Below are 16,246 nucleotides of genomic sequence, written 5' to 3' on the forward strand. Positions count from 1 at the left end.
GCTGCGCAGCAGTCGTAAAACCTGTACATGCAGTTTGCCAGACAGACAGTGATTGCAGGTTTTGGGGGCCGCTTCGCAGCCCAACGGGGGCAAGCCCCCTCGCCACAGGGATCAGGTCATAGGGCAGGGTCAGCCTTCAGTTCCAGACTGTCCAGCGCCCGACTCACCGCCAGTTCACCAAACATGATGAGCTGCGCGACGCCCAGTATCGTATTGCGCTGCGGCCCCTCCAGAAACCCGGCGCAGTCACTGGCGATCACCTTGGCCGAGGCAAAGGACTCGCAGGCATTGGCCAGTAGCTCTTCGATGTTGATGTCCGGGGCAACGGTGTAAATCGTGCTCGGCTTGCGTGGGGGCTTGGGGTCGGACGGTTTGAGGTAGTAATCGAGGGCGCGCTCGGCGGCTTCGTTGAGTTTTTTGGAGTCCGGGGTTTCGTAGGGGGAAACGTCGTCGGTTTCGGGTGGGTTGGGTGTGATTTTGAACATGGTGAAACTCCTACAGGAAATGGAGCCACCAAGACCTGTCGCTAAACAGGTAAGGGTGGCGGCTGCACGCAGGTTAGCGAACCGGGTGTAGGCGCCCGGCAGACCCGAAGGTCTCCCGCGCACAGCCGCCATGACATCAATCGCAGACATGAACAATCTGCAAGAGAGTTTGGAGCGCTGTTGCGCCTACAAAGGTTCGGGTCGCTAAACCCGATCGCTGATTTGTCAGCGACCGGGAAACAATAGAACCCGACCCTTAGGCGCACAAGCCGGCGGATTCTGGCGCAGTCGTAGGCAACGACGCAAGGATGTGTAGCCTGAGTGAGTGTCTGGAGATGTTTTTTAAACATCGTTGTTTATTTCTCATTCAGGCTTAGGAGAGGCAGGGCTGATAAATAATGGCGTGCCCTTTCTCCGAGTCGCTCATTTTTTCGTCCTCTGTTTATATTGTTCGCACCAGTGGTCGCGAGTTTCGGATATTTATTTGCGACCCATGGTGAAGTGATCAAAGGTAATTAAATCCCAGACGCTTGTAATGATCTCTACATACCAAATGTCATTGTCTGAAGTAGAGAAGAATACACGGTGGGGGCCGGGACTATTGGCAAGGTACTGATAAGATAGTCTTGTTTTGTCTTTTCTTAAGAAATTAACCAGTATTCCGTTGCTTTGGACGAATCTGTAGTAAAACTCGACAGAGGAGTAGCCCCAGTTGAACTCGAGTTGCATGTATTGGCTCGTGCCACTGGCGTTTGTATGCATCTCTAGAACTTGTGCAGCGCTTTGGTTATGCACGGGAGGGTAAGGGCCAGTGAGAATGGTGTTTATTGAGTTTATACCCATAATGCCATTTCCTCCGAGAAAGCGAATGGTCATGCTAGGCAGTGATATGGTCTGGCCAAGTGATATAAAGCGTGAGTAGTGGCTATCGAAATTTTCCGACAAAATAGGCTGGATGTTCTTGGCTGTATAGATTAAAGAGCGCGGGAAGATAATCGTTATGGGCTTTTGCCCCTTGAAGTTGGCTTTGACTTCTATATGGAGGGTTGAACCATCCTGTAGCAATAACAGTTGCGCACGTGACAGTGTTCTGGTGAATCCGTTAATCTCTTCCGCAGGTGTCAAGGAACCTCCTGTCACTACGGGAATAACAAGGGATGCTCCATTGCTTCCGATTCCGATGACCCTTACGTCGATAAGATAATTTCCACCCTTAAGCGGCCATGGAATTTTAGTGATGGTGGCATCACCGTCGAATTCATTGATATCCAAGGTCCGCGCACTATCAGCCTGATCGATGATGGGAGCTCCCAAACGAACATCACCGTCGACGATCCGTTCAATCGTCAGTGCCAACGGCGACGATGTCCCTACCGGCTTCCCATCGCGAATCAACTCCCAATACAATTCGACATCGCGCCCCATCCACTCCAATAGAAGCTCGAAAGTTAATCTGAAGTTTGCCCTTTTGTTTTGATTGAATAGCTGCGCAGGAAACGTTTTGTCGCCTGCGATCGGATTCTTGATCATTAGACGCGCTCGATCATTCAACCCCGCTGTCAGGAATTCAATTCGAACCGTTGCTCCATTTGAGTGAGTCAACACATCAATGGGGCTTTTCGCCGGGGCTACCAAAGTTGGTGGGTTCAGATCGAGACGGCCGAGATGTATGTCCAGGCGCCTCTCCGGGGATTTGACCCGGTTGCCCAACTGGTCGACGACATAGAACTCGACCACAGCACTCGGGTTGTCGCCCGCCTTCTGGAACATGTCGGTGAACAGTGTATGGGTGATCGGCGCCGTGCCGTCGGGGACGTCGAACCGGTCCTGGGTGTCGCCCAACAGAAATTCGATGCGGTCATAGTTGCGCCGATTGGCATAGGTGAACCCGAACTCCACCCCTTGCGCTGCCCGTGCGGCGCTGACGCCGTCCTTGAGCACGTCGGCCGGGATCAGCAGATTCAGGTTGTCCGCAGACCGCAGGTGGTACAGCACCAGCAGATCCCGAGAGGGTTCACTGTTCCCGCTGACACGGGTGACCACGTAATGCAACCGATTGACGCCCTGGATCAGGTACCCGTGCGGCAGGTACAGACGCTGGCGCAGTTGTTCCTCTCCGGGTTTGACGGTCTGGCCTGCTCCTGGGACGAGATTGCCGTTGCAATACAAATCCACGCGATCATCGACCGCCATGATCCAGGAGCGCAGCTGCAACTCCTCCCAGTAATCAACCAGGCATTCAAGGCCTTGGGCCTGGCCGTCATAAAGGGCTTTGGGAATACCGCCGTCAGCGATGCCGGCGGGTCTTATCGGGGATACCCAGCCCGGGATGATTATGGGAAACAGCGTAAACAGCTTCGTTAGCTCGGCGGACTGGATATCCATCAAATTCTCCGGGGGAGGCGACAAGTTTCAAGTCCACTCGGGACGAGTACTCATCACACCGCAGGGAAAACAGATTGGCTACTATCAGATCTGACAGGTATATGTGGATTTAAGACGAACGGTCATATCAGTTACATCGGCATCGGCTGCCTGACCAACCGTTTACGGGCGGGTGGTTGTGGGGGGCCACGATACAGCGACCATCATCAACGGCATGCGTGAGCTGAAACGACAAAACCTGCCATCCCTGTTGAAGGAATGGCGGTTTTTTTTGCCGGTGAGATCGTTTTCGCGAGCAGGCTCGCTCTCACACATTCGATCTTCAGTGAACACAAAACAGGCGAACAACCCGGAGCGACTGTGGGAACGAGTTTGCTTGCGAAGAGGCCCGAAAGACCACCATAAAACTTGCAGCCTGAAGGGCTTTTGTGGCGAGGGAGCTTGCTCCCGCTGGGCTGCGAAGCGGCCCCAAAACCATTCGACCCAATTGCATCAGGTAGACCGCATGTACAGGGTTTACGACTGCTGCGCAGCCGAGCGGGAGCAAGCTCCCTCGCCACAGGGGGCAGCGTTTGACCTCAGGTTACAGGGCCGGGTCAGCCTTCAGTTCCAGACTGTCCAGCGCCCGACTCACCGCCAGTTCACCAAACATGATGAGCTGCGCGACGCCCAATATCGTATTGCTCTGCGGCCCCTCCAGAAAACCGGCACAGTCACTGGCGATCACCTTGGCCGAGGCAAAGGACTCGCAGGCATTGGCCAGTAGCTCTTCGATGTCGATGTCCGGGGCAACGGTGTAAATCGTGCTCGGCTTGCGTGGGGGCTTGGGGGCGGACGGTTTGAGGTAGTAATCGAGGGCGCGCTCGGCGGCTTCGTTGAGTTTTTTGGAGTCCGGGGTTTCGTAGGGGGAAACGTCGTCGGTTTCGGGTGGGTTGGGTGTGATTTTGAACATGTTGAAGCTCCTTGATTAATGGAGCTGTCACTGCTCGCTGCGAAACGAGGGAGGTGGCAGCTGTACGCAGGTTCGCAGACCGGGAATCAAGGAACCCGGCAGACCCGAAGATCTCCCGCGCACAGCCGCCATAACGCAATCCAGTTGACGAAAAGAAGCGCCAACTGAAAGGGAACGGTGGCGCAGTGCGCCTTGATTGACCCGGGCTGCGAAACCCGATCAATGATTCGTCAGCGACCGCGAAACGATAGAACCCGCCCCCAAAGCGCACAAGCCGGCGGATTCTGGCGCAGTCGTAGGCAACGGCGCAAGGATGTGTAGCCTGAGTGAGTGTCTGGAGATGTCTTTTAAGCATCGCTGTTTATTTCTCACTCAGGTGTTGGAGTAGAGGCAGGGCAGATGAACAAATGTCCCCTTTTCCTCGTTTCTCTCTCAATAAGGTCTGGCGCACCACGGGTTCCAGACCACATGCGGGGGCGCATTCCCGGGAACTATTCCGGGACCGTTGCCATTGCCATGTTGGTAGATGAGCGAATAGCCCGGGGGGCACCCTCTGGAGTCGAGCATCCAGTTAACTGAATTGCCCAGAATCCAGGTGTGTGAAGGTCCATAGACCAGCACTATAAGTGACCACAGATCAGACAGTGGCATGGAGCCCGGAACAGAGATCATCCAGTTGACAGAATTGGTCAACGTCATGGCCACTCCAGCGGATGCCGCGACAAAAACGTTCTTCACGTCCACATAGTAGGTAAGGGTGCTGAATCGATCCTGTGCGGTGATGTACGCGCCGCCGTTACGAAGACCGGTGACCTTTCCATTTGCATCGACCGAGACCTGAGCCGGATTGCTGGAGGTGTAGCGGATCGGGGGGACTCCATAGGATGCGGGACGATTTTCGGTATTGCCCGGGAAATCAGGCCCCACTTTCTGCCACCCCATCTCAATCCTGAGTCCGTGCAGGTTCATAGTGGTTTGGTTAACTTGCAGCGGTCGGCGCAGGGTGAAAGATCGTTCGTGTGATGTCAGGTTATCGCCGTACTTCGCTCGTAACCGGATTGTGTTCAGCGCGTCATACTTGGCAACCTTCACGGGCTCCGAAAAATCGCCGTTAGCGTCTGTCGTTACCGTCGCCTCCACCACGCCATTCACCAGAATCTCGACTTGCTCCTGGATGCTTGCATGCCCGTGTACGGTGATAGTGGTGGCAATCGTAGTGTCGCCTTGTGGAATATCACGACCCTGCGGGTCTTTCAGCGCATCGATATGCGGCTGTAGTTCAATCAGCGAATCGACGATATACGCTTGCCCGGGAAATGCTACGGCCGTTTCCCTGTCAGGCTCTCGGTTCACATTCACCTGGAAGAAGATGTGTAAGGTGGTTTCATCTTTCAGATTGCGAAGCCAGTCGAGCGGCAATGCCAGTCTCAGGCCCCTCTCGGTACCCGTCAGTTCGCCTTTAAGGGCTTCATGCCGAACCACTTCACCTTGGGTGTTGGTTCCTTCAAACATCAGGTATTGAGGTTGTCCTGAACGTTGCCCCGGCCACTCATCCACTACCAGTTCATTGGCAGCCGTCAGTTTTTTTACTTCCACAATCCCGGATACTCCGCTGATCCGGGGCGTCGGAAGCCGACTGTCTTCGGGGGCGATCGGGGCGATCACAATTTCCACAGCCGGGGATGAAGCGGCTTTTTTCCCGTTGCGCCTCAAGTTCCAGCGCAGTTGTATCGTCTTTCCCTGGTTGGCAACAAGAAACCGAGGGTCGAGCACCCAGTTGGCGCGTTTGTTTTGGTTCAAAGGAATAAGCGAGAACAGTGGCGAGTCGTTTGGCGCCTTGATGTGTATCAGTCTCGCCCGGTCTTCCTTTATCGCCGCGAGGAATTCGGCCCTTATCGTCCGCTCCCCGTCCAAGGGGTGAATCGGCTGGGGGACTCCTACCAGAAACGGCAGCTCGAGGACGATGTCTTTCTCATCCCCAATCTTTAAACCCAGCAGATCGGAAACCACCTCGACTTTACCCGGGTTGGTGATTTTGCATTGCAGCGTCAATGGGGCACCGGCGTAAGGGGCTATGTATTTGGTTGGCACCTGGAAGATGAGCGGCAGCGTCGGGTCGGTGACGATCAGTTGGAAAATAAACAGGATCGCAATACCGTCCGAGTCAATGGTTTGCCAACATAATTCGGCCTTCGCGCCCGCTTTCATGGGCCAATACGTGGCGAACTCCACCTTCGCCAAGGTCGTATCCGCTGGCAGGGTATCGTTGCTCTCCAGCGGCTCGACCATCGGCAGGCCCAATGGCAGGGACGTACCGGTGATGGTGATACCCGCGTGTTTCGATGGTTGAGGGTTGCCTGTTCTGACCACTTGATAGAACGCCTGCGCCGAGCCTCGGATCAGGTTGCGAACCCACTCATTGGGAACCTCGAAGACCACGGTTCTGGTCGCGGCAGTCAGCGTCCTGCTGAAGGTGTGGGTGGCCAGGTCGCCACCATTCGTGATCCCTTCAAATGTCAGTTCGAGCAGTTCATCTTTTGCAAACACACCGGTGACCAGTATCCGCAGGGTACCGCCCACGAGCCAATCGTGATGAACCACATCGTCGGGATCGGCCTGTTCAAAAATCGGTGCGGTCAGCAGCACTATCCCTGGCTTGAAAACCAGGATCAGCGAATCCGACCAGCCGCTCGAATTCTTCACGACATCGAACACTTCCCAGCGCACGATCACCGTATTGCCAGGCGGCAAACTGGCGAGCATTTCAGGTGTCAATTCAAAGACCACGTCACCCAACGCAGTGACGGTGGACTCGAGGAGCAGCGTTCCAAAGGCAAGGACGACCACATCACCGATTTGCTGGTTGTAATACGCCAGCACGGTCACGAACATGCCTTCATCGACCACGGTTTTATCAATGACGGATTCCGAAGCGACGGGCAGCTTGAGGCCCTGGTTGAAGGGTTTACCGCCGTCTGTGTCCGGTTCACCCGGCGCCGGGTATTTATAAAACAGCGGCACAGGTGGCGATTGTTCGGTGTCGTTTCCGCTCACACGCTCAACTTCGAACCAGAATTGCTTGTTCTCCGATAGCAGCGGTGCAAACCTGGCTTCCATGTCTGTGGCGGAAATATAGAAAGGAATGTTTTTCGCGTTGCCTTCGGCATCGAAGTGGGCTTCGGTGACGGAAAATTCAGCGACGGGAGCGTTTTTTGTTTCGATGTAAACCGTGATGTAGTCGCCGATGGCCATGTTCAGATAGGCCAGGATGTAAACCAGTAAACCGTCTCGGTCGCCGTGCACCATGTTGATGTTGATCCCCAACGCACCGTCGCTCTGCGGTTTGTAGCCCGGCGGGTAGGGCGGGTCTACGGCCAGCACGCCGATGCCGCGATCGGGCGGGAATACAACGACTTGTCCATTGGAGGCGAGGTCAGCGTTTGTCAGGGGGCTGTTCATGAATGCATACCTTCCATAGAGGCGCCCGGCTGCCCGATTGGGCGGCACCGATACGGAAGGATTAGATAATCGGCGTGAGTGTTTGCCTACTGTCAGATCTGACAGGTGCGCACAGGTTTTAGACGAGTGGTCATACCGCTCACATCGGCTCCGGTGGCCCGATCAACCGCCCCATCACCCCAAATAGCCCCAACTCCCGGATCACCTCCAGTTCCCCTTTGGTCTCGACCATTTCCGCAATCAACGGCAGATCAATGCTGTTGGTCGCCCGGTATATCGCATCGATAAACAACCGCTTGTCACTCTGCTGATCGATACCCCGAATGTACGCCCCATCGATTTTCAAGTACGCCAACCCCAGCTGCGTCAGGTTGCCGATCTGGCTGAAGCTGCCGCCGAAATGCTGCAAACCGATGCGGTAACCGGTGTTGAGCAGGCTGTGGCTCAGGTGTTGCAGTTCTTTGGGGGGCGGCAGTTGGCGTTCGTCGATTTCCAGGGTCAGCAGAGGCGCCAGTTCCGGCAATGATTCGAGTATGTCGCAGATCAGTTTCAGCTGGGTCTGGTCGCGCAGGGTGCTGCCGGACAGGCTCAGCGCGAGCGGCCAGCGGTTGGCGGCGAGGTATTCGAGGGTGGTTTCGAGCATCGCCAGATCGAACCGCGCCGACCAGCCGAGGCGTTCGATCCACGGCAGGAAATGCCCGGCGGCAACGGCCTCGCCCTGCGGGTCGAGCAAGCGCGCGAGGACTTTGTGGTGCAGCACCTGACTGGTGTCGGCGCATTGCACCACCGGTTGGAAATACAACTGCATCTTGCCTTCGGTCAGCGCATCGTCGATCCAGTTGCGCCAATCATGCTGAGAATGATTCGGCGCAGTATCGACCTGGGCCTGGTATATCCATGGCCGCTCGGGATGTTGCCGGGCCTGGGTCAGCGCTTGGTCGAGGCGCAGCAGCACATCATTTGCCGGTTCGCCCGGGTGGTAGGCGACGATGCCCAGGTGCGCCACGGGCATGCAGTCGCTGGCGCCGGTCAGGCGCAGGTTTTCCAGGGTGGCGCTGATTTCGGAGGCCAGGCGCGCGGCCCCCCTACTGTCCAGACCCGGCGTCAGCAAGCTGAATTCGCCACCGCGATTGCGCGCCGCGAGCCAGGTACGACGTTCTGCAGGTTGCGTCAGGCGCTTGAGCAACTCGCCGACGGCGCTGATCAGGGCATCGGTGCGCTGGCCACCCAGGCGTTGATTGAGGCCGATCAGGTCGTTGATCCGCAGCATCAGCAAATGACCGTCGCGGCTTTGCTCGGAATCCAGTAATTGGTCGGCCAGTTGTTCATCCAGCAAGCGCCGGTTGGCCAGGCCCGTAAGGTTGTCCTGATAGGATTCGGAGCGCAGTTTTTCGCTGCGCGCGGCCTCTTCGGCGAACAGCGCTTTGAGTTTTTCGACCATCTGGTTCATGGCCAGCACCACGCGTTTGAGCTCCGGCGTGCGCGGCAATTTTGGCAAGCTGCGGAACTCGCGTTTACTGATGGCTTCCGCCTGTTTGACCATGTTGTCGAGCGGGCGCAATTGCCGGCGTAATAGCCAGCCTCCGAACACGGCGCTGAGTAATCCGCAAATCAGCAGCCAGATCAGGCTGCCGAGGGAGCTGTCCCAGAGTTTGGCCAGGGCGAACTGCGGGTTGCTCAGCACTTCGACCCGGGCTGCCTGGTCCCAGCCACGCGTGACCAGTGCATCGCCACCTTGTGGGCGCAGGTTCACCAGACTGACGAACCAGCCGGGTACACCCTCGATTTGCGCTGGTACGCTGCGCTCCACCAGCACTTGTTCATTCTCGATGCTGATGACCCGGATGCTGCTGAAATAGCCACTGTCGAAAATCGAGCTGACCATCAATTCGATCATCGCCGGGTCGTCGATCTGCGCGGTCAACGACAGGCCCAGCGCCGTGGCGGCGTCCTGGGCGTGGGAGCGCAACTGACTGAGCATCTGTTCACGGGAGCTTTCCAGGCTGACAAAAAAACTGCCGCTGAAGGCCACCAGCAAGAACAGGCAAATGGCGAGGAACAACTGTTTGCGCAGTGACATGAAAACACTCCTTGCAGTGGCGGCTAGCCTTCGCCCACGGCGAACCCTTCGATTTGCATCTTTTTCAATACGTCTTGCCAGCGCGACAGTTTTTTCGAGTCGCTGCTGCGTTTACCACCATTGGCTCCCGGCAAGTACAGGCCTTCGGCGTTGAAGGCGTACACCGGCAGCAAGTCTTTGCGTTGGGAGGCGGGGCGGATCTCGTCGATCAGGTTGTCCAGCACCAGCGGATCGGCCGTGGGGCTGCTGTAGAAGGTCAACACCATGTGCGCCTGGTTCTGGGTCAGGGCCTTGACGTAGGTGATGCGTAGTTTTTCGCTGGGAATCCCGAGGTGACGCAGGCTGAAGTATTTCGCCAGGGCGAAGTCTTCGCAGTCGCCTGCGGCTTTGATCAAGGACTCCACGGGCGTGGCCCAGTAATCGGTCTGATGCCAGATGCGCGTGTCATCCTGAAAACTCAGTCGCTGATTGAAGAAGTGATTGACCGCGTTCAGTTGTTCGCGCTCAGGCTGGTTGCGTTCGCTTTGCAGCATTTGGCTCCAGGCCTCGATCCGTCCCTGTGCCTCGCCAAGGGGGCCGTAGCGTTTTTCGGCCGTTTGCAGAACCTGCGCAAAATCCCAGTCGGCCCAGGCACTGCCCAACCCGGCCAGTAGAAAACTCGCCAGCAGCAGCCATCCGCCGAACCGAAGTCGGAGCGTTGACCATCCTGGACTACGCGGACTGCGGGGCATGTCTGGCTGCTCGGGTGCAGATGTCTGAAGTCTAGGCGGTGTTTACGGGGCGGTCGGGTAGGTCGTCGGACGAAAGGATGTCGGCGGGTTGTTTCCTGTGGCGAGGGAGCTTGCTCCCGTTCGGCTGCGCAGCAGTCGCCAAACCGATCAATGAGGTGTGTCAGGAGAAGGCGGGTTGCAGGTTTTGGGGCTGCTTCGCAACCCAGCGGGAGCAAGCTCCCTCGCCACAAAAGCCTCGAGCCATCGATAGGAATCAGGGTTTATGCAGGGTTTTCTGCTTGAGGATATAAACCGTCACCAGCACCGCACTGGTCAGCATGAACCCGCGCGCCCACGGCAGGGGCACCAGGTAGCAGGAGAACAGGATGCTCGTCCACATCAACCCGATGGTGTAGACCTTGCCCTTGAGCGGAATGCCGTTGCCGTCCAGATAGTCGCGAATCCAGGGTCCAAGCCGTGGATGTTCAACCAGCCAGTGATAGAAACGCGGCGAACTGCGGGCGAAGCAGGCTGCCGCCAACAGCAGGAACGGTGTGGTGGGCAGCACCGGCAGGAAAATCCCGATTACCCCCAGCGCTACGCTCAGCCAGCCGATGGCCAGCAGCACGTAGCGCAACATCAGGGGGCGGTTGCCTATGGGGTTGTCCATAGGCAAAACCTTAGTGGTGACGTGGCTTGAGGATCGCCGGTTTTTCGTCTGGCGCGTTGCACAGCAAGTACAGCGCGGTCAGGGCTTCCGGGATTTGCACGATCATGTCGTCCATCAGGTTGGCGTCGGCCGCGATGTCGGAGAACTCAGGCTGTTCGTCGAACAGACCCGAACCGACCATGATCGGCAGCAGCATTTCACTGACTTCGTCTTCGGCAGTTTCGAACCAGGCGGCTTCGCGCAGGAACACGCCTTCCATGAAACCGATGCACCAGCCACGCAGGTCGGAATCGTCCGGGTCATCGCCCAGGTCGAGGTCGCATGGCAGCTCGAACTCTTCGTCGGACGCCAGTTGGCGGGCGATGTGAGCCTTGAGCAGCACCAGGGTGGATTCGATCGCTTCACGCTCGGTGTCGTCGGCGTAATGCGGCTCTTCGGCGAACAGCGCGTCGATCCACTCACGGTCGGGAACGCTTTCGGAGCAGATCGACAGCGCAGTGAGGTAGCCGTGGGCGGCCACGTAGTCCAGCGCCTCGTCATGCAGCTCGTCGGCGTCGAGGAAGACTTGCAGGCGGGTTAGTTGCTCAGCGAAGGACATTAAAGGGCTACCTTGGGGAATATACGATGCGGGAATTCTAGGCCTTCTTGAGCGCTCAGGCCAGCCGCGCGGCATATTTGCTCCCGCGGTTGGCTTGTGTGCGTCTTATCAGCGGCGCCCTTTGCAAGGGAGGGCTCGGGTATACTCGCGCGTTTTGTGATGCCCTGCTGGCGTCACGGCTGAAATATGCTGCGTCATGCAATGCGCACTTACGATTTGTTTGTGCAGCTTTCGTGGTTCTGAACCAGCCTTGCAGGGATGTTTCGGTGATTTTTGGAGTTTTTATGCTCGAACAGGCTCAACGCGTCCTCAAGGACATCTTCGGCTACGACAGTTTCCGTGGCCGTCAGGGTGCAATCATTGAGCGCGTGGCCAGTGGCGGCGACGCCCTGGTGCTGATGCCTACCGGGGGCGGCAAGTCCTTGTGCTTCCAGGTGCCGGCGCTGCTGCGCGAAGGCCTGGCGGTGGTGGTGTCGCCGCTGATCGCGCTGATGGACGATCAGGTCGCCACCCTCGAAGAGCTGGGCGTCGCCGCGGCGTCGTTGAACTCCACCCTGAGCGCCGAGCAGCAGCGTGATCTTGCTGCACGGATCAAGCGCGGCGAGGTGAAAATGCTCTACCTGGCGCCCGAACGCCTGGTGCAGCCACGGATGCTGGCCTTCCTGCAAAGCCTCGAAATCGCCCTGTTCGCCATCGACGAAGCGCACTGCGTGTCCCAATGGGGCCACGACTTCCGTCGCGAATACCTGCAACTGGGCCAGTTGGCGGAATTGTTCCCCAACGTCCCGCGCATCGCCCTGACCGCCACCGCCGACAAGCGCACCCGGGAAGAAATCGTCGATCGTCTGCATTTGCAGGATGCCGAGCGTTTCCTGTCGAGTTTCGACCGCCCGAATATTTTCTATCGCATCGTGCCCAAGGAGCAGCCGCGCAAGCAGTTGCTGACGTTCCTCGCCGAGCGGCGCAGCGATGCCGGTATCGTCTACTGCCTGTCGCGCAAAAAGGTCGACGAAGTGGCGGTGTTCCTCAGTGAGCAAGGCTTCCCGGCGCTGCCGTACCACGCCGGTCTGGCCAACGAAACCCGGGCGCATCACCAAAAACGCTTCCTCAACGAGGAAGGCCTGATCATGGTCGCCACCGTGGCGTTCGGCATGGGCATCGACAAGCCCAACGTGCGTTTTGTGGCTCACCTCGACTTGCCGAAGTCCCTTGAGGCGTATTACCAGGAAACCGGTCGCGGCGGTCGTGACGGTCTGCCGGCGGATGCCTGGATGGCGTACGGCCTGCAAGACGTGGTGATGCTCAAGCAGATGCTGCAAAACTCCGAAGGCGACGAACGCCACAAGCGTCTGGAGCAGCACAAACTCGACGCCATGCTCTCGCTCTGTGAGGAAACCCGCTGCCGCCGCCAGACCCTGCTGGCGTACTTCGACGAAGACATGCCCGAGCCCTGCGGCCACTGCGACAACTGTGTCGACGGCGTGCAGACCTGGGACGCCACCGAGCCGGCCCGCCAGGCGTTGTCGGCGATCTACCGCACCGGTCAGCGTTATGGCGTCGGCCATCTGGTGGACGTGTTGCTGGGCAAGGACAACGAAAAGGTCCGCAGTTTCGGTCATCAGCATTTGTCGGTATACGGCGTAGGCAAAGCGCTGGGCGAAAGTGAATGGCGCTCCTTGTTCCGACAACTTGTTGCTCGCGGTCTGGCGGACATCGACCTCGAAGGCTACGGCGGGCTGCGCCTGAGCGATACCTGCCGGCCGCTGCTCAAGGGCGAAGTGACCCTGGAACTGCGCCGCGACCTCAAGCCGCAAACCACCGCCAAAAGCAGTAAGAGCCAGGCGAGCCAACTGGTCCGCTTCGAGGAGCGCGAACAGTGGGAAGCCCTGCGTGCCTTGCGCCGCAAACTGGCCGAAGAACATGGCGTGCCGCCGTATGTCATCTTCCCCGATTCGACGTTGCTGGAAATGCTCCGCAGCCAGCCGACCTCGCTGGCGGAAATGGCCACGGTCAGCGGTGTCGGCGCGCGCAAACTGGAACGTTACGGCGAGGCTTTCCTCGAAGTGCTCGGCGGTCAGGTCGAGGCGCCGAAAGTGGTGGCCGATGTGCGCCACGAGTTGATCACGCTGGCCCGGGCCGGCATGACACCGCTGCAGATCGCCGGTCAGCTGCAATGCTCGGAAAAGAACGTCTACACGATGCTCGCCGAGGCCATCGGCAAGCAGCAGCTGTCACTGGAACAGGCGCTGGACCTGCCTGAAGAGTTGATGGGCGAAGTTCAGGACGCCTTCCTCGACGGCGAAGGCGAGTTGCCGCCGGTGGCGGAGATCGCCGCGTTGTTCGCAGGACGGGTGCCGGAAGGCGTTTTGTATTGCGTTCGTGCGGCGCTGCAGTCGGAATTCGAAATTTGAATGACCTGTCGCGCAGATGTAACGATTCAGTACAGAGCAAACCTTGCCTATAGCCAAAGGTCATGCTTAGCTGACTAATAATTAGTTTTTCTCTATTTCAGTCTAACCATGAGTGTTTTATGCCGTTAACCGATCAACACCGCTTTGGCATGCAACTGGCCCAGATGTCTCGGGGCTGGCGTGCCGAACTGGACCGCCGACTGGCTGGCCTGGGCCTGTCCCAGGCGCGCTGGCTGGTGCTGCTGCACCTGGCGCGTTTCGATGATGCTCCCACCCAGCGTGAACTGGCGCAAAGCGTCGGCGTCGAAGGGCCTACCCTGGCTCGACTGCTCGATAGCCTGGAAAGTCAGGGCCTGGTGCAACGCCAATCGGTGCTGGAAGACCGTCGGGCGAAAAAAATCGTCCTCTGTGCCCCGGCCCGCCCCTTGATCGAACAAATTGAAACCATTGCCACGCAACTGCGCCACGAATTGTTCGAAGGCGTTGATGAGGCGGATTTGAAGGTCTGCATGCGTGTCCACGCGCACATCCTGGGCAACCTGGAAAAATCTTGAGGCACAACCACGCGTCGGACTTTTGAGATACCCCGTTGGGCAGACTATAAAGAACTACTAGGCAATATCGTGTTCGTACCGGATGTGCGAATGCATACAGGTTGGTTCTGGTTATCTAAGGGATGCTCATGCTCGAGAGTTGGCACGTTGTATTGCGGTGTTGCACCCGGCTGCTGCTGGTCGGTGGTGCCGTCACTTACTCGGCATTGGCCCCCGCGCTAGGCTTGGGTGAGATCACCCAGCATTCGGCGTTGAATCAGCCATTCAGCGCCGATATCGCCCTGGTGGACGTTGGGGGGCTGGAGGAGGGCGAGCTGTCGGTCAGCCTGGCGACGGCGGAAGAATTCAGCCGCGCCGGTGTCGAGCGGGTGTTCTTCCTCAATAACCTGAAGTTCACGCCGATCCTGCGGGGCAACCGCAACCTGATCCGGGTGACGTCCAGTAAGCCGGTCAAGGAACCCTTTCTGAATTTTCTGGTGCAGCTCAATCAGCCCAATGGGCGTTTGCTGCGCGAGTACACCGTGCTGATCGATCCGCCGGGTTCACCTGGGATTGTTCCCGTCAACGACGACCCCGCGCCGAGCCCTCAGGATTCCGCGTTCCCGTCTGTTGAACCGGCTGTTGCACCGCCACCTGCGGTGAATAGTTCGGCACCCAAGCCTGATGTCGATAAATCAGCCGCTACGCCGGCGAGTGATCCTGTTGCCGAACAACTGGCCACCAGCGTGCTGCAAAACCAGCAGCTGCAAAAGACCATCGATGAACTCAATGCGAAGCTGCAGGCGCAGGACGAGCAGATCGCCGTTCAGAAAAAACAGGTGTCTGAGCTGCAAACCCAACTGACGGAAGTCAAACAGGCGTCGGCGGCGCCTGCCGCACCCGAGGTGCCGGCGCCGGTTCCGGTGGTTGTCGAGACGTCCGAAGCATCCCATTGGCCGCTGATCATCGGGTTGCTGTTGTTGGTGGCCCTGGTGTCGCTCGCAGTGTTCATTCGCCGTCAACGACAGCAGGTTCAGGCCTTACCCGAGCTGCTACCCGTGCAGCCGTCGCGTCATGAACCGGTGCTCAGCCGCACGGCAGAACCGGCCAGGCCAGCCGCCCAGGCGCGATCGGTGGCCGGCTCGGCGGATGAGACTGTCGCAGGCGACGTGCTGGAGGGGGTTAGTATCTACCTCGCCTATGGCCGATTGTCCGAGGCAGCCGGACTGTTGCGAGAGGCGTTGGTCAAGGAACCCCAGCGCACCGACCTGGCCGTGCAGCTGCTGGAGGTTCTTGGTAACCAGGGTGACGTGCAAGCGTATGACGCGCAGGAAAGTAGCCTGCGTGACGCCGGGTTTGACACACAGCAACTTCAGGACATCCGCAACCGCCATCCGAAACTGATCGATGCCGTGCCGGTGACCACCGCGGTGGCAGTGGCTCCGTCCACGCCTGCAATCCCAGCGGCACCGAGCGATGAGTTTCAGCTGAACCTCGACGACCTGTCGATGGATGCGAACTGGGACCTGATCAGCCCCTTCGACAACTCACCGCCCAGCGCCAAACCATCGAATGAGCCATCACCGGCAGACGAGCCCGGGTTCACTTCGAATCTGCATGTGTTGCCCGATGTCTTCGAAATACCCGACGAGCCGACGCTGGATGAGCCCGAGCTTGAATGGGTCGCCGAACCTGACTCGCAATCTCTGGACGAGACCTTTCTCAACGAATTCAGCGATCCCGGCCAGCCGCTGGAGCTTGAACCGCTGAATGCTGAGTTGATGGATCTTGAACCGGTCGAGCCGAGCAGCGCCGGCAAACTCGAACAGGCCCAGACCTGCATTGACGACGGCGACCTGGACAGCGCCATCGAGCTGCTGAACGAGTTGCTCAAGGAAGGCGACGAGCCACTGAAGGAGACGGCCCGAACGCTGTTGGCGGGTATTCGATAACACCCCTCCCC

Annotated in this window: 11 protein-coding genes; 3 read left to right on the top strand and 8 right to left on the bottom strand. The window is 58.3% G+C overall.

Features of this window, described 5'->3' with window-relative positions; all coding sequences use genetic code 11:
- Positions 1-116: 116 nt before the first annotated feature.
- The 8 genes from AC07VO_RS19035 to AC07VO_RS19070 form a co-directional block, all read right to left on the bottom strand.
- Positions 117-485, bottom strand: a complete 369-nt coding sequence (locus AC07VO_RS19035; protein WP_086946384.1) for a DUF6124 family protein — start codon at positions 483-485, stop codon at positions 117-119.
- Between the two features lie 480 nt (positions 486-965).
- Positions 966-2,870, bottom strand: coding sequence for a hypothetical protein (locus AC07VO_RS19040; RefSeq protein ID WP_086946383.1), 1,905 nt, complete (start codon positions 2,868-2,870; stop codon positions 966-968).
- 583 nt (positions 2,871-3,453) lie between these two features.
- On the bottom strand, positions 3,454-3,822 hold the full coding sequence (locus tag AC07VO_RS19045; protein ID WP_086946382.1) for a DUF6124 family protein: 369 nt from the start codon (positions 3,820-3,822) through the stop codon (positions 3,454-3,456).
- A 432-nt stretch (positions 3,823-4,254) separates the two neighbouring features.
- Positions 4,255-7,281, bottom strand: a complete 3,027-nt coding sequence (locus AC07VO_RS19050; RefSeq protein WP_086946381.1) for an Ig-like domain-containing protein — start codon at positions 7,279-7,281, stop codon at positions 4,255-4,257.
- Between the two features lie 139 nt (positions 7,282-7,420).
- Positions 7,421-9,361 (bottom strand): cyclic di-GMP receptor LapD, encoded by a 1,941-nt coding sequence (lapD, locus tag AC07VO_RS19055; protein ID WP_086946380.1) that lies wholly within the window; start codon positions 9,359-9,361, stop codon positions 7,421-7,423.
- 23 nt (positions 9,362-9,384) lie between these two features.
- Positions 9,385-10,092: a cysteine protease LapG gene (gene lapG, locus AC07VO_RS19060; protein ID WP_064619589.1), complete on the bottom strand. Its 708-nt coding sequence runs from the start codon at positions 10,090-10,092 to the stop codon at positions 9,385-9,387.
- A 253-nt stretch (positions 10,093-10,345) separates the two neighbouring features.
- Positions 10,346-10,741 carry a YbaN family protein gene (locus tag AC07VO_RS19065; RefSeq protein ID WP_018929918.1) on the bottom strand — a complete coding sequence of 132 codons (396 nt, stop codon included), beginning with the start codon at positions 10,739-10,741 and terminating at the stop codon, positions 10,346-10,348.
- 10 nt (positions 10,742-10,751) lie between these two features.
- Complete coding sequence (locus AC07VO_RS19070) at positions 10,752-11,339, bottom strand: UPF0149 family protein (RefSeq protein ID WP_007938492.1); 588 nt, start codon at positions 11,337-11,339, stop codon at positions 10,752-10,754.
- A 284-nt stretch (positions 11,340-11,623) separates the two neighbouring features.
- Here AC07VO_RS19070 and recQ point away from each other — a divergent pair, with 284 nt between their 5' ends.
- The 3 genes from recQ (at position 11,624) to AC07VO_RS19085 (ending at position 16,235) form a co-directional block, all read left to right on the top strand.
- Positions 11,624-13,750 carry a DNA helicase RecQ gene (gene recQ / locus AC07VO_RS19075; RefSeq protein WP_086946379.1) on the top strand — a complete coding sequence of 709 codons (2,127 nt, stop codon included), beginning with the start codon at positions 11,624-11,626 and terminating at the stop codon, positions 13,748-13,750.
- Positions 13,751-13,869: 119 nt separating this feature from the next.
- Positions 13,870-14,304, top strand: a complete 435-nt coding sequence (locus AC07VO_RS19080; RefSeq protein ID WP_018929920.1) for a MarR family transcriptional regulator — start codon at positions 13,870-13,872, stop codon at positions 14,302-14,304.
- A gap of 128 nt (positions 14,305-14,432) precedes the next feature.
- Complete coding sequence (locus AC07VO_RS19085; protein WP_086946378.1) at positions 14,433-16,235, top strand: motility hub landmark protein FimV; 1,803 nt, start codon at positions 14,433-14,435, stop codon at positions 16,233-16,235.
- Positions 16,236-16,246 lie beyond the last annotated feature (11 nt).

This window comes from Pseudomonas sp. GW821-FHT03E01 (assembly GCF_059420765.1).